Origin of the sequence: Streptomyces sp. NBC_01296, from assembly GCF_035984415.1 — a bacterium.
In the GTDB taxonomy this organism is placed as follows: Bacteria; Actinomycetota; Actinomycetes; order Streptomycetales; family Streptomycetaceae; genus Streptomyces.
The window spans coordinates 1,689,206-1,712,072 of the sequence record NZ_CP130720.1; the positions used below are offsets into that span (position 1 = coordinate 1,689,206).

At 76.5% G+C, this 22,867-nt stretch carries 13 protein-coding genes; 10 read left to right on the forward strand and 3 right to left on the reverse strand.

Features of this window, described 5'->3' with window-relative positions; translation table 11 throughout:
* Positions 1-252: 252 nt before the first annotated feature.
* From OG299_RS07935 to OG299_RS07970, 8 genes are all read left to right on the forward strand, one after another.
* On the forward strand, positions 253-7,404 hold the full coding sequence (locus OG299_RS07935; RefSeq protein ID WP_327361042.1) for an SDR family NAD(P)-dependent oxidoreductase: 7,152 nt from the start codon (positions 253-255) through the stop codon (positions 7,402-7,404).
* The gene (locus tag OG299_RS07940; RefSeq protein WP_327361043.1) at positions 7,397-11,995 is read left to right on the forward strand and encodes a polyketide synthase; all 4,599 of its coding nucleotides are present in this window, start codon (positions 7,397-7,399) and stop codon (positions 11,993-11,995) included. Before OG299_RS07935 ends, OG299_RS07940 begins: the two co-directional genes overlap by 8 nt.
* Entirely contained in the window at positions 11,985-12,302 is a 318-nt protein-coding gene (locus tag OG299_RS07945) for an acyl carrier protein (RefSeq protein WP_266635248.1), read from the forward strand. Before OG299_RS07940 ends, OG299_RS07945 begins: the two co-directional genes overlap by 11 nt.
* Before the next feature lie 7 nt (positions 12,303-12,309).
* Positions 12,310-13,185, forward strand: coding sequence for an alpha/beta fold hydrolase (locus tag OG299_RS07950; RefSeq protein WP_327361044.1), 876 nt, complete (start codon positions 12,310-12,312; stop codon positions 13,183-13,185).
* Positions 13,182-14,372, forward strand: coding sequence for a glycosyltransferase (locus tag OG299_RS07955; protein WP_327361045.1), 1,191 nt, complete (start codon positions 13,182-13,184; stop codon positions 14,370-14,372). The genes OG299_RS07950 and OG299_RS07955 overlap by 4 nt, the downstream gene beginning before the upstream one ends.
* A complete protein-coding gene (locus OG299_RS07960) occupies positions 14,369-16,285 on the forward strand; it encodes a class I SAM-dependent methyltransferase (RefSeq protein ID WP_327361046.1) in 1,917 nt (638 codons plus the stop codon). Before OG299_RS07955 ends, OG299_RS07960 begins: the two co-directional genes overlap by 4 nt.
* Complete coding sequence (locus tag OG299_RS07965; RefSeq protein ID WP_266635244.1) at positions 16,282-17,232, forward strand: galactokinase; 951 nt, start codon at positions 16,282-16,284, stop codon at positions 17,230-17,232. The genes OG299_RS07960 and OG299_RS07965 overlap by 4 nt, the downstream gene beginning before the upstream one ends.
* A gap of 78 nt (positions 17,233-17,310) precedes the next feature.
* Positions 17,311-18,522, forward strand: a complete 1,212-nt coding sequence (locus OG299_RS07970) for an alkaline phosphatase family protein (protein WP_327361047.1) — start codon at positions 17,311-17,313, stop codon at positions 18,520-18,522.
* On the opposite strand, the gene OG299_RS07975 is transcribed toward OG299_RS07970, so the two are convergent.
* Positions 18,509-19,315, reverse strand: a complete 807-nt coding sequence (locus tag OG299_RS07975) for a hypothetical protein (protein ID WP_266635243.1) — start codon at positions 19,313-19,315, stop codon at positions 18,509-18,511. The genes OG299_RS07970 and OG299_RS07975 overlap by 14 nt on opposite strands.
* Positions 19,316-19,461: 146 nt before the next feature.
* Here OG299_RS07975 and OG299_RS07980 point away from each other — a divergent pair, with 146 nt between their 5' ends.
* Positions 19,462-20,385, forward strand: coding sequence for an SDR family oxidoreductase (locus OG299_RS07980; RefSeq protein WP_266635242.1), 924 nt, complete (start codon positions 19,462-19,464; stop codon positions 20,383-20,385).
* Positions 20,386-20,418: 33 nt separating this feature from the next.
* Here the strand turns inward: OG299_RS07980 and OG299_RS07985 are convergent, their stop codons facing one another.
* Complete coding sequence (locus OG299_RS07985) at positions 20,419-21,474, reverse strand: enoyl-CoA hydratase/isomerase family protein (RefSeq protein ID WP_327361048.1); 1,056 nt, start codon at positions 21,472-21,474, stop codon at positions 20,419-20,421.
* A 27-nt stretch (positions 21,475-21,501) separates the two neighbouring features.
* Between OG299_RS07985 and OG299_RS07990 the strand changes: the two genes are divergently transcribed.
* Entirely contained in the window at positions 21,502-22,068 is a 567-nt protein-coding gene (locus OG299_RS07990; RefSeq protein WP_266635240.1) for a dihydrofolate reductase family protein, read from the forward strand.
* A 12-nt stretch (positions 22,069-22,080) separates the two neighbouring features.
* On the opposite strand, the gene OG299_RS07995 is transcribed toward OG299_RS07990, so the two are convergent.
* Positions 22,081-22,836, reverse strand: coding sequence for an AraC family transcriptional regulator (locus tag OG299_RS07995; RefSeq protein WP_266635239.1), 756 nt, complete (start codon positions 22,834-22,836; stop codon positions 22,081-22,083).
* Positions 22,837-22,867 lie beyond the last annotated feature (31 nt).

Below are 22,867 nucleotides of genomic sequence, written 5' to 3' on the forward strand. Positions count from 1 at the left end.
CCACTGTTCAAACCCGCCCGTGCAGGTGCTCGGGTCGCCCGGGCGGCCCGAGCACCGCCACCCGGCGGGAGACCACGCCCGCGCACGCCCCCCACGGCACGACCAGCGCACGCGCCCCGCACTCCCTGCACCCCCCGCACTGCCCCGTACAGCCGCGTCCGGCCCCGTCCGGCCTCCGTGCGCCCCCGTGCGCGCCGGAGTGCGCTGACACGCACCGCGACATGTCACACAGCACCGACCAGAGGAGCGCTCGTGACCCCCCAGCCCCCGCGATCCGCCGCCACCCGTGACCTGGTCGTCGCGGTCAGCCCGTTCGAGGAACCGCACCCGCGGATCGTGATCGCCGCCGAACGGGCCGGGGCCCTCGGGCTGCTCGACCTCGGCCGGGATCCCGCGGCCGCCCGCCGCGGCTTCGCGGAGCTCGCCCGCCGGCTCGGCGGCCGGCGCCGCTACGGGGTGCGGGTGCCCGCCGGATGCCCGCTCGGGCCCGAGGACCTGCCGCCCGAGGTGGACACGGTGCTCGTCGCCGACCCCGCGGAGCACACCCCGGAGCAGATGGCCGCCTGGGCCGAGGGCGGGCGGCGGCGCGCCTGGGCCGAGGTCACCGACCGGGCGGAGGCCCTGATCGCCGTGGCCGCCGGAGCGGTGGCACTCGTCGCCAAGGGGCACGAGGCCGGCGGCCGGGTGGGCGGGGCCACCACCTTCGTGCTGCTCCAGCAGCTACTGGCCGGGCCCGGACTCGGCGTGCCCGTCCTCGCCCGGGGCGGGATCGGGCCGCACACGGCCGCCGCCGCCGTCGCGGGCGGAGCCGCCGGCGTGCTGGTCGACGTACAACTGGCCCTGACCGCGGAGGGTGAGGCCGCGCTGCCCGCCGAAGTGGCCGCCGCGCTCCGGGCGATGGACGGCTCCGAGACCCGGCTGCACGACGGGCACCGGGTGTACGCGCGCCCCGACCTGACCCCGCCCGAGGGCCCGGCCGCCGCGCTGCTCGGGGCCCGGGACCTGCGGACCCAGCTGCTGCCGGTCGGGCAGGACGGCGCCTCGGCGGCCCGGCTGGCCGCCCGGTACCGGACGACGGGCGGGGTGCTCCAGGCCGTACGGGCGGCCGTCACCGGGCACCTGGGGGCCGCGGTGCGCACCCGGCCGCTGCTGCGGCCGCTCCCCGTCGCCCAGGGGCCGATGACCCGCGTCAGCGACCAGGCCGCCTTCGCCGAGGCGGTGGCCGCCGAGGGCGGGATCCCGTACCTGGCGCTCGCGGTGATGGACGGCGCGGACGTACGCAAACTGCTCGCCGAGACGGCCGAGCGGCTCGGGGACCGCCCCTGGGGCGTGGGACTTCTCGGCTTCGCCCCGCCCGAGCTGCGCCGGGAGCAGCTGGCGGCCGTGGCCGAGATCCGGCCGCCGCACGCGATCATCGCCGGCGGCACCCCGGCCCAGGCGGCCCCGCTGGAGGCGGCCGGGACCGCGACGCATCTGCACGTGCCCTCGCCGGGGCTGCTGGAGCGGTATCTCGCCGAAGGAGCACGGCGGTTCGTGTTCGAGGGGCTGGAATGCGGCGGCCACGTCGGGCCGCGCACCTCGTTCGCGCTGTGGGAGGAGCAGATCGAGCTGCTCCTGGGATGCCCCGAACCGGCCGCCCTGGACGTGCTGTTCGCGGGCGGCATCCACGACGCGCGCTCCGCCGCGATGGCGGTGGCGGCCGCCGCGCCACTGGCCGAGCGGGGCGCGCGGATCGGGGTGCTGATGGGGACCGCGTACCTGTTCACGCAGGAGGCGGTGGCCGCGGGCGCGGTACTGCCCGGCTTCCAGCGGGCGGCGGTCGAGTGCACGGAGACGGTCCTGCTGCACACGGCCCCCGGGCACGCCACGCGCTGCGCGGCCACTCCGTACGCCGAGGCCTTCGAGGCGACCCGGCAGCGGCTCGTGGCGGGCGGGAGCGAGGCGCGCGCCGTGTGGGAGGAGCTGGAGCGGCTGAACCTGGGGCGGCTGCGGATCGCGAGCAAGGGGCTGCGGCGGGGTGCGGCGGCGCCGGCGCCGCTGGAGCGGGTGGGCGAGCAACGGCAGTATGCGGAAGGGCTGTTCATGCTCGGCCAGGCCGCGACCCTCCGTACCGGGACCACCACGGTCGCCGCCCTGCACGCCCAGGTCACCGAGGGGGCGACCGGGCTGCTGGAGCAGCGCGCCGCCGAGCTGGCGGCCGCCGGGCAGGACGGGCCGGCCTCCGGGGAGCCCGTGGCCGACCCGCTGGACGTCGCCATCGTCGGCATGGCCTGCGCCTACCCGGGCGCGCCCGATCTCGCCGCCTACTGGGCCCGGATCCTGGCCGGGACGGACGCGGTGACCGAGGTGCCGCCCGAGCGCTGGGACCCGGCGCTGTACTACGACGCCGACCCGGCGCGGGCCGGCGAGCGCACCCCCTCGCGCTGGGGCGGCTTCCTCGACCCGGTGCCGTTCGACGCCCTCGCGCACGGCATCCCGCCGGCCTCCCTCGCCGCCGTCGAGCCGGTCCAGCTGCTGGCCCTGGAGATCTCGGCGCGGGCCCTCGGGGACGCGGGGTACGGCCGGGACCGGGAGTTCGACCGCTCGCGGACCTCGGTGGTCTTCGGCGCCGAGGCCGGTACCGAGCTGGCCGGGGCGTACGGGCTGCGCGCGCTGCACCCCGCCTACCTGGGCGAGCTCCCGCCCGGGCTGGACGAGCAGCTGCCCCGGCTCACCGAGGACTCCTTCCCCGGCATCCTCGCCAATGTGATCGCGGGCCGGGTCGCCAACCGGCTCGATCTCGGCGGCGCCAACTGCACCGTCGACGCCGCCTGCGCCTCCTCGCTGGCCGCGCTGGACCTGGCCTGCCGACAACTGCGCGACGGGGACAGCGACATGGTGCTGTGCGGCGGCGCGGACGTGCACAACGGGATCAACGACTACCTGATGTTCTCCTCGGTGCGGGCACTGTCCCCGAGCGGGCGCTGCCGGCCCTTCGACGCGGCGGCCGACGGGATCGCGCTCGGCGAGGGCGTGGGCGCCCTGGTCCTCAAGCGGCTCGCGGACGCGGAGCGGGACGGCGACCGGGTCTACGCCGTGGTCAAGGCGGTCGGGGCGGCCAGCGACGGGCGGTCCCTGGGCCTGACCGCGCCCCGGCCGGAGGGACAGCGCCGGGCCCTGGAGCGGGCCTACGCGCGGGCGGGCATCACCCCCGGCGAGGTGGGGCTGATCGAGGCCCACGGCACCGGCACGGTGGTCGGGGACAGCACCGAACTGGGCGTGCTGACCGAGTTGTTCGCCGCAGCCGGGGCGGCGCCCGGATCCTGCGCGCTGGGCTCGGTGAAATCGCAGCTCGGGCACACCAAGTGCGCGGCCGGGCTGGCCGGGCTGATCAAGGCCGCCCGGGCGGTCCACACGGGTGTCCGGCCGCCGACCCTGCACATCGAGACGCCGAACCCGGCCTGGCAGGCGGAGACCAGCCCCTTCGCCTTCCCCACCGAGGCCCGGCCGTGGGCGGTCCCCGCCGAGCGGCGGATCGCCGGGGTCAGTGCCTTCGGCTTCGGCGGCACCAACTACCACGCGGTGCTGGCCGGTTACGGGGGCGCCGAGGAGGCCCCGCACGGGCTGGAGGAATGGCCTGCCGAGCTGTTCTGCTTCCGCGGTGAGGACCGGCGGGCGGCGGGGCGGGCGATGGCCCGGCTCGCGGCCCGGCTGGTGGAGAACGAGGCGGCCGGGCGGCCGTGGGCCCTGCGGGATCTCGCCGCGGAGGCCGCCGCCGAGGGGCAGGGCTCGGGGCCGGTGCGGGTGGCGGTCGTGGCCGGGGACCTGGACGAGCTCGCGGCCCGGCTGGAGCGGGCCCGGGGGTTCACCGCCGGCGAGGGGGTCCACGTACGGGAGGATGCGGCCGATCCGCGCAAGGTGGCGTTCCTGTTCCCCGGGCAGGGCAGTCAACGGCCCGGAATGCTCGGCGAGTTGTTCATCGCGTTCCCGGCGCTGCGGGGGCTGCTGGAAACGGCCCCGCGGGCCGTGGTCTCGGCGGTGTTCCCGCCGGGCGCCTTCAGCGCCGCGGACCGGGCGGCGCAGCGGGCGGCCGTCACCGACACCCGGATCGCCCAGCCGGCCCTCGGGCTGGCCGGGGCGGCGGCGCATCTGCTGCTCGGGGAGCTCGGCGTACGGCCGGACTGCGTGGCCGGGCACTCGTACGGGGAGCTCACCGCGCTGTGGGCGGCCGGCGTGTACGACACGGAGAGCCTGCTGCGGCTGAGCGCGCGCCGGGCCGAGGCGATCCTCGCGGCCGCAGGGGCGGATCCGGGATCCATGGCGGCGGTGACGGCCGCGCCGCAGGAGGTGCGGGAGATCGCGGAGCGGTCCGGGTGCGTGGTCGCGAACCACAACGCGCCGCGGCAGTGCGCGATTTCGGGCCCGGCGGACTCCGTGGCCGAGGCGGTGGCGGCACTGCGCGCGGCGGGGCTCTCGGCGGAGCCGCTCGAGGTGGCGTGCGCGTTCCACAGCCCGGTGGTCGCGGGGGCGGCCGCCGCGCTGGCCGAGGAGCTGGCCGGGACGGCGGTTGCCGACGCCGCCGTTCCGGTCTGGTCGAACACCACGGCAGGGCCGTACCCGGCCGGCGCCGAGGCCGTACGAAGCCTTGCCGCGCGCCAGGTCGCGGAGCCGGTCCGGTTCGTGGAGCAGGTGGAGGCCATGTACGCGTCCGGTGTCCGGACGTTCGTGGAAGCGGGGCCCGGGCGGGTCCTCTCCGGCCTGCTGGGCCGGATCCTGCGCGAGCGGCCGCATACGGTGGTGCCGCTGGACGTGCCGGGCGAGCACGGCCTGTTCCGGCTGGTCACCGCATTGGCGGAGCTGGCTGCGGCGGGCGTGCCGGTGGCCCCCGAGGCCCTGTACCGCGGCCGTGGCACCCGGCTGCCGGAGCGCGCCCCGCGGCGGCCGGGCTGGCTGGTCGACGGCCACCTGGTCCGCACCGCGGACGGCGCCCCCGTGGCGGGTGGCCTGCAGCCGGCCCGGCGGGTGGCCCCGGCGGCGGCGCCGTCGGCACCGGCGCCGGCGGACCGCCGCGAGGAGGCGGTCCTCGCGTACCTGCGCGGCTCCCGGGAGCTGGTCGAGGCCCAACGGGACGTCCTGCTGGGCTTCCTGGGCGCCGGATCGGCCGCGGCTCCGGGCGGGGCCGTGCCCTCCGGGAGCGACTGGCCCGCTGCGATGCCCGGCCGGGCCGGCACGAACGGCTTCGCGGAGCCGGCCGAGGGCTGGGCGCCGGCGGACGCGCCGCCCGCGCCCGGCACGGTGTGGGCCGGCCGGACGCGCCCGGGGCTCCGGGCCGACGCGGGCGCAGCGCCGGTACCGGCGACCGGCGACCGGGCCGGCGCGGGCGGGCGGGGCGGCGGGCCCAGCTCCGCCGAGGAGGTGATGGACGTGGTCCTGGACATCGTGCACACCCGCACCGGATACCCGCGCGACATGCTCGGCCCCGAGTTGGACCTGGAGGCCGACCTGTCCATCGACTCCATCAAGCGCGTCGAGATCATCGGCGCGCTGGCCGACCGGATCGGGCTCCCGCAGGACCCCGACGGCTCAGCCGAGTCCGCCGTCGAGGAACTCTCCCGTCTCAAGACCCTGAGCGGCATCGTCGGCTGGGTCACGTCCCACACGAGGGCCCCGGCCGCCGGTACGTCGCCGGCGCCGGCCGCACGGCCTGCCGCAGCCCGCTGGAGCGACGGCCTCGCGGCGGGCGCAGCCGAGCCGCCAGGGCCCCCTGCCCGTGGCCTCCCGGCAGGCGCACGCGAGTCCGCGGCATCCGCGGCCCGCGGCCTCACGGGCGGTGTAGCCGACCGGGCCGGCACGAACGGTGGCGGGCACTCGCCGAGGGCATCCGAACCGGCCGGATCCACAAGCGGCGCCCGCTCCGGCGCTGCCGGGCCCGCCGGGGCGGCGGCCCACGGGCCCGGGGCCGGCTCAGCCGAGCCCGTGGGGTCCGCGGGCACCGGGCGAGCGGTGCGCCGGTTGCGGGTGGAGGACGTGCCCGTGCCGGCCGTGGCCGTGGAGCCGGAACGGCTGCGGAGGCTGCGGGTCGGGGTGGTCGACGACGGGCAGGGGGTGTCGGCCGCGCTCGGCACGGCGTTGCGGGAGCACGGCGCCGAGGTGCGGGTCCTCACCGAGGCGGACGCCGGGGGCGCTGCCGGGCTCGACGGGATCGTCGACCTGTCCGGGCTGCGGGCCGGCGCCGAGCCGGCGCTGCCCGGCGCGTTCCCCGCACTGCAGCGCGCACTCACCGGCGGGGTCCGCCGGCTCCTGCTCGCCACCACACCCGGCGGAGCCCCCGGCGCGGGTCTGCACGGCTTCGCCCGCAGCGCGGCCCTCGAGTTCCCGGGCAGCCTGGTCCGCGCCGTGGAGGTCAGCGCCAAGGAGGACCCCGAGCGGGTCGCGGCGCAGCTCCTCGCCGAACTGGGCGACGTCCACGGCGAGGGCTCTTCCGTGGGGTACACCGCCGAGGGGGTCCGGATCGCCCGCCGCCCGGTGCCCGCTCCCCTGCCCGCTGCCGCCGGCGGGGGCGGGGCCCCGCCGCTCGACGCCCGTTGCGTGGTCCTGCTGACCGGCGGGGCCCGCGGGATCACCGCCCGGACCGCCCTCGCGCTGGCCCGCGCCACCGGATGCCACGTCGAGCTGGTCGGACGTACACCGCGGCCCGCCGCCGAGGCGGACCGCTTCGCCCGGGCCACCGACCGCGTCGCACTGCGCGCCGCCCTCATCGCCGACGGCCTGCGCAAGCCCGCCGAGATCGAGGCCGCGGCCTCGCGGATCCTCGCCGAGCGCGAGGTACGGGCCACCCTGTCCGCGATCGGCGCGGTGGCGGCCTCCGTCCGCTACCACCGCGCCGACGTCACCGACGAGCAGGCCGTACGGGCCGTCGTGGACGACGTACGGGAGCGGCACGGCCGGCTCGACGGCATCGTGCACGGCGCCGGGGTGCTGCGCGACGGGCTGCTGCGGGACAAGCAACCGGACGCCTTCGCCGAGGTGTTCACCACGAAGGTGACCGGCGCCCGCAACCTCGCGGCCGCGGCCGCCGAGCACGGGTCGGGGCCCGCGCCACGGTTCCTGGCCCTGTTCGGCAGTGTCTCCGGGGTGTACGGCAACCGCGGCCAGACGGACTACGCCGCCGCCAACGACGCGCTCGATGCCCTCGCGCACGCCTGGTCGGCGTTCCTCCCGGGCCGGGTGCTGTCCGTCGACTGGGGCCCCTGGGCCGCGGAGGCGGGCGGGATGGTCACGCCGGAGCTGGAGCGCGCGTACGCCCGGCGCGGGGTCCCGCTGCTCTCCGCCGAGGCCGCCACCGCCGCGTTCCTCGCCGAGCTCGCGTACGGGACCGACGTACAGGTGGTCCTGACGGCCGGGGAGGGCGAGGGCGATGAGTGAGCGCGGGCACGGGGCGGGGCGGGGCCCGCGGCCGACCGACGCGGCGATCGTCGGGATGGGCGCGGTGTTCCCCGGGGCACCGGACCTGGCCGCGTACCGCCGCAACCTGCTGGCCGGTACCGATGCCATCGGCGAGGTACCGCCCGGGCGCTGGGATCCGGAGGTGTACTACGACCCGGGCAGCGCGACCGGTCCCGCGGCCGGCGACCGGTTCTACTGCCGGCGGGGCGGTTTCATCGACGGTCCGGCCGTCTTCGACCCGACCCGGTTCGGGATCATGCCGGCCGCGGTGGAGGGGGCCGAGCCGGACCAGCTGCTGGCCCTGCACGCGACGGCCGAGGCGATCGCGGATGCGGGCGGCGAGAACCGGCTGCCCGCCGACCGCTCGCGGATCGGGGTGGTGCTGGGGCGCGGCGGGTTCATGGGCGTGGCCACGGCCCGGCTGGACCAACGGGTGCGTACGGCCCACCAGTTGGCGCAGACCCTGCGCGAGCTGGCTCCCGAGCTGGGCGAGCGGCGGATCTCCGCGGTGCGCGCCGCCTTCCAGGACGCGCTGGGTCCGGAGCGGCCCGACGCCTCGATCGGGCTGGTGCCGAGCTTCACCGCCGCCCGGACGGCGAACCGGCTGGACTTCAGCGGCCCCGCCTACACCCTGGACGCGGCCTGCGCCTCCTCGCTGCTGGCGGTGGACCAGGCGGTGGGGCTGCTGGCCGGCGGGCGCTGCGACGCAGTGGTCGCGGGGGCCGTGCACCACTGCCACATCGCCACGCTGTGGAGCGTGTTCACCCAGCTGCGGGCGCTCAGCCCGAGCGAGCGGATCCGGCCGTTCGACCGGCTGGCCGACGGGACGCTGCTCTCCGAGGGGACCGGGGTGGTGCTGCTGAAGCGGCTGGCGGACGCGGAACGGGACGGCGACCGGATCTACGCGGTGATCCGCGGTACGGGCGTGGCAGGGGACGGCCGGGCCGCGAGCCTGATGAGCCCGCTGGTCGCCGGCCAGGTACGGGCCCTGGAGCGGGCCTGGCGGGAGGCCGGCCTGGACCCGCGGGCGCCCGGCGCGCTGGGCCTGCTGGAGGCGCACGGTACGGGGACCCCGGTCGGCGACGCCGCCGAACTGGACACCCTGGCGCAGGTGTTCGGCCCACCGGAGGCCGCCGAGCCGGGCGGCATCGGCTTCGGCTCGGTGAAGTCGATGCTCGGGCACACGATGCAGGCCTCCGGCATGGCCGGGCTCATCAAGGCGGCCCTCGCGGTGTACGGGGGGACGCTGCCGCCGACCCTGCACCTGACGGATCCGCACCCGGACCTGGCCCGGACCCGGATGCGGCCGATCACGCAGGCGGAGCCGTGGGAGCGCGGGCCGCAGCCGCGCCGGGCGGGCGTCAACGCCTTCGGCTTCGGCGGGATCAACGCCCACGTGGTGCTGGAGGAGGCCCCGGGAGCCGGCCGCCCGGCGCCTGCGGTACGCCGCTTCCTGCCGCTGGGGGCCGCGGCCGCACCGGTGGCCGGCCCGGGCGGGCGGGACGAGGTGCTCCTGCTCGCGGCGGACGGCCCGGCGGAGCTGGCGGAACTGCTCGCCGCACGGACCGCCGGACCGGGCGCCGGTCCCGGGCCCGCGGGCGACGGGCCGTGCCGGCTGGCGGTGGTCGGGCCGACCCCGCAGCGGCTCGCGCTGGCCGCGAAGGCCGTGGCGCGCGGCCGGGCCTGGCGGGGCCGCGGGGACGTCTGGTTCACCCCGGAGCCGCTGGGCGGCCGGGTGGCCTTCCTGTTCCCGGGCCTGGAACCGGAGTTCGCGCCGGTGGTGGACGACGTCGCGGTCCGGCTCGGCCTCCCCGCACCACGGCTGAGCCGCGGCGGGGAGCTGATGGAACGGGCCCTCGACGCGATCGCCGCGGGACGGTTCTTCGCCTGTGTCTTGGCGGAACTGGGCATCGGGGCCGATGTGTTGGCGGGTCACAGCCTGGGCGAGTGGGCGGCGATGGTGGCTGCCGGCATGTATCCGCAGGACGCGGCGGACTCCTTCCTCGATTCGCTGCGGCCGGATTCGCTGAAGGTCCCCGATCTCGTCTACGCGGCGCTCGGGTGCGGGGCGGCGCGGGCGGAGGCTGCGTTGCACGGCGTGGCGGGGGTGGTGGTCAGCCATGACAACTGCCCGCACCAGTCGGTGGTCTGCGGGGACCCCGCCGGGGTGGGCCGGGTCCTGGAGCGGCTGCGCTCGGAGGGGGTGCTCGGGCAGGAACTGCCGTTCCGTTCGGGCTTCCACACGCCGATGTGGGAGCCGTACCTCGGGCAGGTCCGCTCCGCGTTCGACCGGCTGCCGGTGCGGGAGGGGGCGGTGGCGGTGTGGTCGGCGACGACGCTCGCCCCGTTCCCCGCCGACGCGGATGCCGTCCGGGAGCTGGTGGTGCGGCACCTTCTGGAGCCGGTCCGCTTCAGGGAGCTGACGCTGCGGCTGTACGAGGACGCGGGCGTGCGGAGTTTCGTCGCGCTGGGCCCGGGCAGCCTGCCCGGCTTCGTCGAGGACACCCTCCGGGACCGCCCCCACCTCTCGGTGGCCACGTCCTCCCCCCGGCTCGCGGGCCTGCCGGCCCTGCGCCGCACCTGCGCCGCGCTCTGGACCGAGGGCCACGCCCCGAACTGGGCCCGCCTGTCGCCGCACCCCGCTCCCGCCACGCCGCCCGCCCCGGACCAGGCCCTCCCGGACCAGACCGCCGCGGGCCAGGCCGCCCCGAACCGGGCCGTCGCGCTGGACCTCGGCTCGCCGTTGGTCCGGCTCGGCGAGACGGCACGCGCCGCGCTGGGCGGTCTGGCTCCCCGGCCGGAGGAAGGCGGTCGGCCGGGGCTGTTGTCCGCGCTGGACACCGTCCTCGCCGACACCCGCGCGGCCGCGCAGGCCGTCACCGAGGCCTGGTCGACCGTCCGCGGGGCGGCCGGCACCGCAGCTGCCGGTCCGCCGCCGGGCCTCCGCGCCGCCGCCGGTCCCTCGCCGGAGCCCCCCACCCCGCGCGGGGAGCCCGGCGCGGGCGCGCGGGGGGCCACGGGCACGTCCCGGCTCCGGGTGTCCCTCGATGCCATGCCCTACGTACGCGACCACTGCGTGTACCTGCAGCCCGACGGCTGGCCCGAGGACTCCGACCGGTTCCCCGTCGTGCCCATGACGACCATGCTGGAGTTGGCCGCCGACGCGGCCCGCCGGCACGCCCCGCCCGGCGCCGCCCTCATCGGCTACGACGACGTACGCGCCCTGCGGTGGCTCCCCGCCGCGCCCGCCGTCGACGTCGAGGTCAGCGCCCGCAGCGACGGGCCCGGGCGGATCCGGATCGGACTCGGCCCGTACGCCTCCGTCGTCGTCCTGCTCGGCCCGGGCCACGGGCAGCCGCCCCCGCCCGACGCCACCCCGCTGCGGGATCCGCGCCCCGCCCCCGTCAGCGCCGAGGCCCTGTACCGGGACCGGTGGATGTTCCACGGCCCCCGCTTCGCCGGCGTCCACGAGGTCCGGACCGTCGGCGCCGACGGGATCCGCGGAGTCCTGCGGGCGCTGCCCGACCCGGGGGCACTGCTGGACGCCGCCGGGCAGCTGTTCGGGCACTGGATGCAGCTCGAACTGCCCGTCGACAGGCTGGTGTTCCCGGCCGCCGTCGACCGCATCCGGTTCTTCGGGCCACCGCCCGCCGCCGGCGAGCAGGTCGACGCCACCGCCCGTATCCGCGAGGTGCGCGACGTCACCGTGCGCGGCGACCTCGAGCTCAGCCGCACCACCGGCGAGGTGTGGGCCCGGGTCGAGGGCTGGACGTACCGCCGCTTCGGCGCCGACGAGCGGGTCTGGCCGATGAAGTTCACCCCCGAGGTGTGCGGCATCGGCGAACCGCAGCCCGCCGGCTGGTGCCTGGCCCGGCGCCGGTGGACCGACCCCGCGTCGCAGGAACTGGTCATGCGCCGCTACCTCGGCGCCGCCGAGCGGGCGGCGTACGGGCAACTGCCTCCCCGCGCCAGGGCGCCGTGGCTGCTGGGCCGGATCGCGGCCAAGGACGCGCTGCGGCAGCTGCTGTGGGACGGCGGTGCGGGGCCGGTGTTCCCGGCGGAGGTCCCCGTCGGGAACGATCCCCACGGGCGGCCCGTGCCCGAGGGGGCACTCGCCTCCGGCTTCCGGCTCTCCCTCGCCCACAAGGACCGGATCGCCGTCGCCGTCGCGCACCGGTCCCTGGCGGTCGGGATCGACGTCGAGCCGGTCACGGCCGACCCCGACGCGCTGGTCCGCATCGCACTCACCCCGGACGAACTCTCCCTGGCCGAGACCCTGTCCGCCCGCGAGGGCACCGGCCTGCCGGGCGCGCTCACCGCTCTGTGGTGCGCCAAGGAGGCCGCGGCCAAGGCGGCGGGCACCGGCCTCGGCGGCCGCCCGCGCGCCTGGCGGGCGGTGTACGACCCCGGCTCCGGCGGGCTGCGGGTGCTCTCCCCCGACGGGCACCCGTACACCCTCCGTACGTCCCTCCTGCCCGACGGCCACGTCGTCGCCTGGACCGCCCACCCCGCGGCGCCCGACCGCGCCCCCGTCCCCTTCACCCTCACGGAGACCAGCCATGGCCACTGACATCCTCGCCGAGATCACCGGCATGCTCGTGGAGATCGTCGGCGACGAGTTCCTGCTCGCGGAGGAGGTCACGATGAAGACCAGGTTCAACGAGGATCTCGCCCTGGAGAGCATCGAGTTCGTCGCCCTCGCCGAGCTGCTCCACCATCGCTACGGCGCCGAGGTGGACCTCATGGGCTTCCTCGCCGAGAAGGACATGGACGCCATCCTCGCGATGTCCGTCGGTGAACTGGTCACGCACATCGGCCGGGTCACCCACGCCTCCCTCGCCCGGGCGGCGGCCACGCCGACCGCCTCGGCCGGCTGAGCCCGCCATGGCCTTCGTCCGGGCGAACTCGCTCCGCTTCCACGTCCAGCGGCTCCCGGCCGCCGTCCCCGACCGCCGAAACCTGCTCGACGGGACCGACGGGACCGACGGGACCGACCGCACCGATCGGCCGGTCGTCGTGTTCCTGCACGGACTGGTCGTCGACAACCTCTCCTCCTTCTACTGCCCCCTCGCCCTGCCCACGGCGCTCGCCGGCCACGAGGCGGTCCTCTACGATCTGCGCGGCCACGGCCGCACCGAACGCCCCGCCACCGGCTACGACAGCCGCACCGCCGTACGGGACCTCCTCGCGCTGCTCGGTGCCCTGGGACTCGGGCACCGCCGGGTGCACCTGGTCGGCAACAGCCACGGCGGCACCCTCGCCCTGCACGCCGCGCTCGCCCGGCCGGACCTGGTCGCCGGGCTGACCCTGCTCGAACCCCCGCTCAGCGGGGCCTGGGTGGAGAACATGGTGGACACGCTGTCCGCAGCCGCCCTGAGCCTGGAGGACAGTCCGGTCCCCGCCGAGCTGCTCGGCCTCCGGCTGCGCAAGGCCGCCCATCTGACGGCGATCGCCGACGAGCTCCTCAACCGGACCAGCCTGATCGACGACATCGCGGCCAGTCGCACCTTCACGCCCGCCGACTACGCCCGGCTGCGCTCCCCGCTCCTGATCGTGTGCGGGGAGCACTCCGAACTCGTCGCAGGGGCACGGGAACTGGCCCGGCACGCAACGCAGGCGGGCACCACGCTGCGGATCCTGCCGGGCCTCGGGCACGACGTACTGAAGGAGAGCAGCGGCTCCCTGCGGAAGGCCGTGCTGGCCCATCTCGAGGCGACGGCCGTGGTGACGGCCGCGCGGGCGGGAGCGCTGGTGCCATGAGGGTCCTCTTCACGGTGCCGCCGCTGGCCGGGCACGTCAATCCGACCGTGGCCCTCGGGGCCGAACTCGCCGCCCGGGGACACCAGGTCGCCTGGACCGGGCCGGCCGGCGCGCTGGCCCGGCTGCTGCCCGCGCACGCCCGGATCCTGCCGGCCGGCGAGGAGGCGGGCGGCGGTTACGCGGCGCTGCACGACCGCTGGCGCGATCTGCGCGGGGTGGGGGCGCTGCGCTTCCTGTGGGAGGAGGCGCTGGTGCCGCTGGCCCGGGCGATGGTGCCGGGGGTGACGGATGCGGTCCGCGGCTTCGCACCGGACCTGATGGTCGCCGATCAACAGGCCCTCGCCGGGCCGGTGGTCGCGCGCCGGCTCGGGATTCCCTGGGCCACCTCCGCGAGCACGTCCGCCGAGCTGACCCGGCCGTTCGCGGACTTCCCGAAGGTCGGGGAGTGGGTCGACGGGCAGATCTCCGGGTTCCTCGCCGCGTACGCGGCGGACGGGGCGGCGGGAGCGAAGGGGGCGGACGGGACGGGCTGGGACCCTCGGTTCTCCGAACGCCTCGTCCTGGTCTTCTCGACCCCCGAACTCATCGGCGCGGTGGATGACTTCCCGCCGCACCACGCCTTCGTCGGCCCTGCCTTCGGGGCCCGACCCCACCCGCCCGGTTTCCCCTGGCAGCGGCTCGACCCGGAGCGGCGCCGGGTCCTCGTGTCGCTGGGCACCCTCAACCAGGAGGCCGGCGGCCGGTTCTACGGGGCGGTGCTGGGCGCCGCCGAGCAGCTGGCCGAGGAGGTGCAGCTGGTGCTCGTGGCCCCCGCGGCCCTGATCGGGGCGGTGCCCGAGAACGTGCTGCTGCTGGAGCGGGTGCCGCAGCTGGAACTGCTGCCCCATTTGGACGCGGTGGTCTGCCACGGCGGCCACAACACCGTCTGCGAGGCACTGGCGTACGGGCTGCCGCTGGTGGTCGCGCCGATCCGGGACGACCAGCCGATCGTGGCCCGGCAGGTCGTCGGGGCGGGGGCCGGGGTCCGGGTCCGGTTCGGCAGGACCCGGGCCGAGGAACTGAGGGACGCGCTCACGGCCGTGCTGGACGATCCCGGCCCCCGCCGGGCCGCCCGGCGGATCCAGGCCTCCTTCGCCGCGGCGGGCGGAGCCTGCGCCGCGGCCGACCGGTTGGAGAAACTCCTGTGACACCCCTGACACCCCTGACAGCCCCGATGCCGACGGCGCGGCTCGCCCTCCGCGAGGTGCCGTGGACCTCTGCCGTGCTGCTGGCCGCGCTCGGTGCGGGCACCGTACGCGCCCGGCGGCGGCTGCGGGCCCTGCCCGTGCTGCCCGCGCCCCCGATCGCCCCGGCCGCATCGGCCGGTCTGCCGCGCGCCGCCGGGTGGCGGCTGCTGACCGCGCAGGGCGTGGAACCCGACGCGGCGACGTTCCTGACCGCCTGTGCGTACGCCGACCGGGAGGGCCTGCGGGTGCTGGACCTGATCCCGGCCGACCTCGCCGCCGAGCGTGCTCTGGGGCTGCTCCGCCTGGTCGACCCGGCCGGCTACCGGCAGGACCGGCTCGGCGAGGGGCGCGGGGCCGGGTATGCCGTGCTCGTGGCCGAGGAGGTGCTCGCGCGGGCCGGGGTGGATCCCGACACGCCCCGGCGCGACCCGGCCGAACTCCTGGCGCTCGTCCGCCGCTTGAAGGAGTTCGCGGCCGACGCCACCGGTCTGGCCGTCGCCCCGGCGCTGAGCTCCGGGCGGCCCGGGCGCTGCGGCCCCGGCACCACCGGGCCGGGCCGGGTCGCCGCGTTGCAGGCCCAGGGTCTGCCGCCGGGTGGGCTGGCCGCCGCACAGCTCGCCGGGCTGGCGGTGCTGGCGGGTGCGGTACTGCGCCAGGGCCGGTGGGGCGCGGCGGCGGCCGGGCTGTACTGGCTCCAGCCGTACCTCGCCCTCGGCGGGCGCGGCGGCCCGCTGCACCCCGCCGACCTGGCCGCCGCGACCGCCCTGCGGCCGGTGCGCTCCCTCGGCGCCGGCCTGCGTACGGCCGCTGCGGCCGCCCGTACGGCCCGCGGCGCGGCGGACACCGCGCGGGCGGCCTCGTACCGGGCCGAACTGGCCGGCGGAACCGACCGGTTCTTCGAGCCGCGCCGCCCGGACTGCCCATGGTGCGGGTCGCGGCGGCTCACCGTCCGGGTCCGGGTACCCGATCTGCTCCAGGGCAAGCCCGGCCGGTTCACCCTGGAGCAGTGCGGGGACTGCGGGCACGTCTTCCAGAACCCCCGGCTGACGCTGGAGGGGCTGGAGTTCTACTACCGCGATTTCTACGACGGCCGCGGCGGGGAGGGCGCCGGGACGGTCTTCGGCCGGCTCGGCGCGTCGTACCGGGCGCGGGCGCAGATGCTCCGCCCGTACGGGGCTCCGGCTTCCTGGCTGGACGTCGGCACCGGGCACGGCCACTTCTGCAATGCCGCGCGGGCCGTCTGGCCCGGTACCCGCTTCGACGGGCTGGACATGGGCGAGGGGGTGCTCGAGGCCGAGCGGCGCGGGTGGGTGGCCACCGGATTCCAGGGCCAGTTCCCGGAGTTCGCGGCGAAGCTGGCCGGCCGGTACGAGGTGGTCAGCATGTACCACTACCTGGAGCACACCCGGGACCCGCTCGCCGAACTGGACACGGCGGCCGAGGTGCTGGCCCCCGGCGGGCACCTGGCCATCGAACTCCCCGATCCGGAGTCGCGGATGGCCCGGCTGCTGGGACCGGCCTGGCTGCCCTGGTTCCAGCCGCAGCACCAGCACCTGATCCCGGCCGCGAACCTGCGGGAGGCGTTGGCCGATCGGGGGTTCAGCGTCCTGGCCGAGGAGCACGGCGCGGCCCACCAGGGCAACGACTTCTTCGGCGCGGTGGCGCTGACCGCGACGCGGCTGGCCCCGGATCCGGACCGCCCGTGGGGTCCCCCGGCCACGCCGCGCAGTCGGGTCCTGGCCGGGGCCGTACGGGTGGCGGCGCTGCCGTGCCTCGCCGGCGCGGCGGTGCTCGACGCGGTGCGCACGGCCGCGGCCCGGCGCACGGACGGCGGGAACGCCTACCGGATGCTGGCCCGCAAGGAGGGAGCGTGACCGCGGCTGCCGCCCGCGCCGGCGGGCCGGGCGCCCCCGCCGGGCAGGACATCGCCCGGCGGGCCACCGCCGACCCGCTGTTCCGGCTCGTCGCCTATGCACTGGAGGCCGCTCACGGCCGGCCCCCGGCGGCCGTCTGGAGCGCCCCGTACGCCTTCCACCTGCGATCGCCGGGGCTGGTGGCGGCGGCCGGCTGGCCGGTGGCGGCCGCCGCGGCGCCGCGCGGCGACGGCCTGGTGCGGCTCAGCTCCCTGGGGCACCCCGCCGACGGCTGCGACGTTCCGCTGGTGCTGTCCGGGCCGGCGCCCGCGATGCCCGCCTGGGCGGCCCGGCCGTACACGGTTCTGCGGGCCCTGGCCCGCGCCGGGTACGGCCGCGGCGGGAGCGATCTGCACGTGCAGGGCTCGCTCACGGCCGCCGCCGGGCTGGCCACCGCGGAGCCGGCCGACTGCGCGGTGGCGCTCGCGGTGGCCGACGCCCACACGCCGCCGGGCACGGACCCGGACCGTGCCGAGCTGGCCCGGCTGCTGGCCGGGGCGCTGCCGGACGGTGACCGGGCGCTGCGCCGGGCGGTGCTCTTCGCCCGGCCGGGCGAGGCCCTGCGGGCGGACCGGGATCCGGCGCGGCCGCACCGGTACGTCGCCTTCGACCCGGCGGCTTCGGGGGCGCGGCTGGTACTGCTGGCCGTACGCACGGATCCGCACCACCCGGACCTGCGGGCGGCGCTCGCGCGGGCGGTGGCGTGCGCGAGCCGGGCGGGGGCGCTGAGCGCCTGGCCGCCGGGGCCGCCCGGGGCGCGGCCGGGGCGGAGCGTCCTGGTGCTGCTGCCCGAAGAGCGGCTGGCGGCGGTGCGGGCCGCGGTCGCGGAGGACTTCCGCGGCCGGGGGCGGCCGGTACCCCGCTTCCTGAACATCGCCGTGGCCGGTGCGGCCCGGCGGGAGGAATGAACCACCGATCTCGAGGAGGAACCGCTCATGCCCTCACCCAAGGCCGTCGCGAGACGACGGACCCGTAGGTCCGCGCTCGTGGCCGCAGCCGGCGCGCTCGGCCTGCTGGGCGCCTTCACCGTGGCCAACTCGCAGGCGGCGGACGGCAGTGCTCAGGAGACCCGGACGGCGGCCGCCGCCGCGGGGCTGCCGACGTACGACCACGTGGTGGTCGTCGTCTACGAGAACAAGCAGTACGGCGAGATCATCGGCAGCGCGAACGCCCCGTACATCAACCAGCTGGCGAACGGCGGCGCGAGCCTGACCGGCATGAAGGCGCTGACCCACCCCAGCCAGCCGAACTACTTCAACCTGTTCTCCGGCGCCACCCAGGGCATCACCGGGGACGGCTGCTACACCCCGCAGTCGATGACCGCCGCGAACCTCGGCCAGGAGCTGATCGCGGCCGGGAAGACGTTCGCGACGTACAACGAGGACCTGCCGGCCGAGGGGTCCACGGCCTGCACGAACGGCCAGTACGCGCAGAAGCACAACCCGTGGTTCGCGTTCAAGAACGTGCCGCTCGACACCGGGAAGACCTGGGCGCAGTTCCCGCAGAACAACTTCTCGGCGCTGGCGAACCTGTCGTTCGTCGTCCCGAACCAGTGCAACGACATGCACTCCTGCTCGGTCGCCACGGGAGACACCTGGACGAAGAACAACATCGACGCCTATGCCCAGTGGGCGAAGGCCAACAACAGCCTGCTGGTGCTGACGTGGGACGAGGACAACTACCTCGGCTCCAACCAGATCGCGACCGTGTTCTCCGGGGCGAACGTCAAGAGCGGCACGTACGCCACCGCCTACAGCCACCACCATCTGCTGCGCACCTTCGAGGACCTGTTCGGCACGGCGACGCACGCCGGGAACGCGGCGAACGTGCAGCCGATCGGCGAGGTGTTCGGCGGCTCCACCGGCCCCACGCCCACTCCGACCCCCACACCGACCCCTACGCCCACGCCGACCCCGACGCCCACGGCGACCGCCGGTGCTCTGCAGCTCGCCGACCCCGGCCCGCAGAGCTGCAAGTTCAACCAGTCCTGCACCGTGCGGCTCACCGCGGCCGGCGGCAGGCCGCCGATCCGGTACTCCGCCACCGGTCTGCCGTTCGGCCTGACCATCGACGCGGGCACCGGCCGTATCAGCGGCAAGCCGTGGGCGAGCGGCACCGTGCAGGTGACGGCCACCGCCACCGACTCGGCCGGGGCGAGCGCGAGCACCTCGTTCGCGCTGACCCTCACCTGGTTCTGACCGGCGCGGACACCGGCCGGGCCAGGTGCAGGCGGGTGTGGAAGCAGCCCGCCGACTCCTTCCCGGCCGGGTCCTCGCCCAGCGCGGTGACGGCGACGACCGCGCGCTGCTGCTCGCCGTGATCCGTGAAGCGCCGCTGGGGGTTCGTGCCCTCGGCGCGCTCCACGGTGAGCCCGTAGGACTCCAGGCAGCGGGCGATCGGCCGGTAGTCGTGGGTGCGCAGGACGAAGGCGGCCACCGGCACCGGCCGGCCGACGGCGGTGAGCAGCCGGGCGAAGGTGCGCTCGGTGAGGAAGCTGGTGCCACCGGTGATGGTGATCAGACCGACGCCGGCTGCGGAGCGCCGCAGCTGCTCCCCCGGCTCGGCGGTCTCCAGGTTCACGCAGTAGCCCTCGTCGAGCAGTCCGGCGGCCACCGCGTAGTCCACGGCGGGGCGCGAGACGTCGACGCCGATGGCCCGTACGGCCTCGGGGCGGCGCCGGGCGGCGTAGAACTCGCGGTCGCGGCGGATCAGTTCGGCGGTGGTCAGCCCGGCCGCCTCGGGCGAGGTGTAGTGCGCGTACAGCTCGTCCAGGGTGACGTCGTGGTTCACGAGCGCGGCGTTGATCCCGTACGAGCAGCACAGGTCGAGCATCGTCCCCCGCCCGGCCTCCAGTTCGCCGGCCAGGGCGCGGAACACGGGCTGGGCGTGGGCGGGTGTCTGATACCCGTACGGCCCGAGGCCGGTGAAGTACCCGCGGGGGTCCGGGAGCACGTAGACGTCGTCGAAGCTGGTCATGTCTGCTGTGGTCATCGGTCGGGCGTCTCCCTTGTCCGGGACGGGGTCCGGCGGGTCAGTCGTATCCCGCCGAACGAGGTGCCTGAAAGACCGCCGATCCGGCCAGCGGCGCGCGTCCGCGCTTGCGTGCCCGGCCGGCCCTCGCCGCGTAGGGTCGGGCCATGGCGGAAGCACGGCGGACCCTCGAAGGCAAGGTCGCCCTGGTGGCCGGGGCCACGCGGGGCGCGGGCCGGGGCATCGCGGTCCAGCTGGGCGCGCAGGGCGCGACGGTGTACGTGACGGGCCGCAGTACGCGCGGCAGCCGGTCGGAGTACGACCGGCCGGAGACCATCGAGGAGACGGCGGAGCTGGTCACGGCGGCGGGCGGGCAGGGCGTCGCCGTGGTCGCGGACCACCTGGTGCCGGCACAGGTGCAGGCGCTGGTCGGGCGGATCGACGCCGAGCAGGGGCGCCTCGACGTGCTGGTGAACGACGTCTGGGGCGGCGAGCGGCTCTTCGAGTGGGACAGCACGGTGTGGGAGCACGATCTGGACAACGGGCTGCGGATGCTGCGGCTCGCCGTGGACACCCATGCCGTCACCAGCCATTTCGCGCTGCCGCTGCTGCTGCGCGCGCCGGGCGGGCTGGTGGTGGAGATGACGGACGGCACGGCCGAGTACAACGCGACCAACTACCGTGTCTCGTTCTTCTACGACCTCGCCAAGTCGGCGGTCCTGCGGATGGCGTTCGCGCTCGGGCACGAGCTGGGGACGCGCGGGGCGACGGCGGTGGCGCTGACGCCGGGCTGGCTGCGCTCGGAGATGATGCTGGACAACTTCGGGGTGACCGAGGCGAATTGGCGGGACGCGCTGGAGAAGGTCCCGCATTTCGCCATCTCCGAGACGCCGTCGTACGTCGGGCGGGCGGTCGCGGCGCTCGCCGCGGACCCGGAGGTGTCGCGCTGGAACGGGCAGTCGCTCTCCAGCGGGCAGCTGGCCCGGGTCTACGGGTTCACGGATCTCGACGGCAGCCGGCCGGACGCGTGGCGGTACATGGTCGAGGTCCAGGACCCGGGCCGCCCGGCCGATGTGACCGGCTACCGCTGACCGCACGACCGGCCGGGGCAACTTTGGCGGCCTTCAGGGCAGCCGGAGTTCGCGGGCCTCTCCGAGCGGGGCGAAGAACCGCTCCACGTCCGCGCCCGAGACATCGGCGAGCGCGGGCGGGGACCAGCGGGGGCTGCGGTCCTTGTCGACGACCTGGGCCCGGATGCCCTCCACCAGGTCGGGCGCGCGCAGGGCGTGGCAGGAGACGCGGAACTCCTGCTCCAGCACCCGCTCCAGGGAGCCGAGTCCGCGGGCCCGGCGGAGGGCGGCCAGGGTGACCTTGAGCGAGGTCGGGGACTTGGCCAGGATCGTCTCGGCGGTCTCCTTGGCAGCCGGATCGCCCTCGGCCAGCAGCCGCTCCACGATCTCCTCGACGGTGTCCGCGGCGTAGCAGCGGTCGATCCAGGCGCGCTGCTCGGCCAGTTCGCCCGGCGCGGGCCGTTCGGTGTGGCGCGGCAGCACTTCCTCGGCCGGTGCGCCGGCGAGCGCGGCGGTCAGCTCCGGCAGCCGGGCGGCGGGTACGAAGTGGTCGGCGAGTCCGCACAGCAGCGCGTCGGCCGCGCCCACGGCGGCACCGGTCAGCGCCAGGTGGGTGCCGAGCTCCCCCGGGGCGGCGGCGAGGAGGTGTGTACCGCCCACGTCGGGGACGAAGCCGATGCCGGTCTCGGGCATGGCGATGCGGGAGCGTTCGGTGACGACGCGCACGCCTCCGTGGGCGGAGAGGCCGACTCCGCCGCCCATCACGATGCCGTCCATGAGGGCCACGTAGGGCTTCGGGTAGCGGGCGATCCGCGCGTTCAGCCGGTACTCGTCGCGCCAGAAGCCCTCGGAGGCGTCCCCGCCGGCCTTCGCGTCGTCGTGGATGGCCCGGATGTCCCCGCCGGCGCACAGCCCGCGCTCGCCGGCGCCGCGGAGGAGGACCTGGGCGACGGCGGGGTCCTGCTCCCAGGCGTCCAGCGCCTCGGTGATCCGTAGCGCCATGGGGTGGGTGAGGGCGTTGAGCGCCCTGGGGCGGTTGAGGGTGATCACCCCGGTGTGGCCCTCCCTGGTGAACAGGGCCGTGTCGTCTGCGCCGTCTTCGGTCTTCACACCGGCCAGTATGTAGCGTCGTCCGGCATGCGAAAGATCATTCTGATGATGGGAATGTCCCTGGACGGCTTCATGGAGGGGCCGGACCGGGACATCTCCTGGCACATGGTCGACCACGAACTGCACCGGTTCATGAACGACGAGATCCGCCCGCTGGGCGGCTTCCTCACCGGCCGGGTCACGCACGAGCTGATGACGGCGTACTGGCCGACCGCCGATGCCGATCCGTCCGCCTCCGCGGAGGAGGCCGAGTTCGCGGGCATCTGGCGGGACATGCCGAAGTACGTGTACTCGCGCACGCTGCGCCAGGACGACCTCGGCTGGAACTCCACGCTCGTGCGGGACGTCGTACCGGCGGAGGTCGCCGCGCTCAAGGAGGCCCCGGGCGGCGACCTGGTCGTGGGCGGGGCCGACCTCGCCGCCACGTTCCTGCGCCACGACCTGGTGGACGCGTACCGGATCTGCGTGCACCCGGTGCGCATCGGCCGCGGCACACCGCTGTTCCCGCCGTTCGCCGGCCCCGGACCGCTGCACCTCGAAGGCACCCGCACGTTCGGCAACGGCGTGGTCCAGCTGCGGTACGGACGACCGTAGAGGGTGCGCGGCTTACGGCAGCCGGCCGGGATGGGTCCCGGGGGTGTGGCCGAAGGCGCGGCGGAAGACGTCGATGAAAGCGCTCGCGGAGGACCAGCCGCAGCGGTGCGCGACGGCGGTGACTGGGGTGCCGACGGCCAGCAGCCGCAGCGCCTGGTGCAGCCGCAGCTGGGTGCGCCACTGCGGAAAGGTCATGCCGAGTTCGGAGCGGAAGAGGCGGCTCAGCGTCCGCTCGCTCGCCCCTGCGCCGGCGGCCGCGCTCAGCGCGGCCAGCCCGCGGGAATCCGCCGGATCGGCGTGCAGCAGGGCGCACACCGCCGCCAGCCGGGGGTCGGCGGGCGCGGGCAGGTGCAGCGGCTGCAGCGGGGAGGCCCGCAGCTGGTCGAGCAGTACCCCGAGCATCCGGCGCCGCTCGGGGCTGTCGTCCTCGGGGGCCCGCGTGTAGGCCAGGATCAGCTCCCGCAGCAGCGGCCCGACGGCGATCACGGCGGGGGTGTCGAGGGACAGCGGGTTGAGGTGCGTCGGCAGGCCGACGGAGTGCAGGTCGGTACGCCCGTACGCGCGGTGCTCGTGCACCGTCCCGGCCGGGATCCACAGCGCCCGGGTGGTGGGCGCCACCCATGTGCCGGCGTCGGTGGTGATGGACAGCACCCCGGAACCGGCGTAGGCGATCTGGTGGTCGTCGTGCCGGTGCGGGTCGATCCCGACGTTGGTGTCGAGCTCGCGGATGCTCGTCGCGGCCCGGGGCGTGTGGCGGATTTTCTGCATCACCCGGCAATTTATCGGAAGCGGGCCGCCT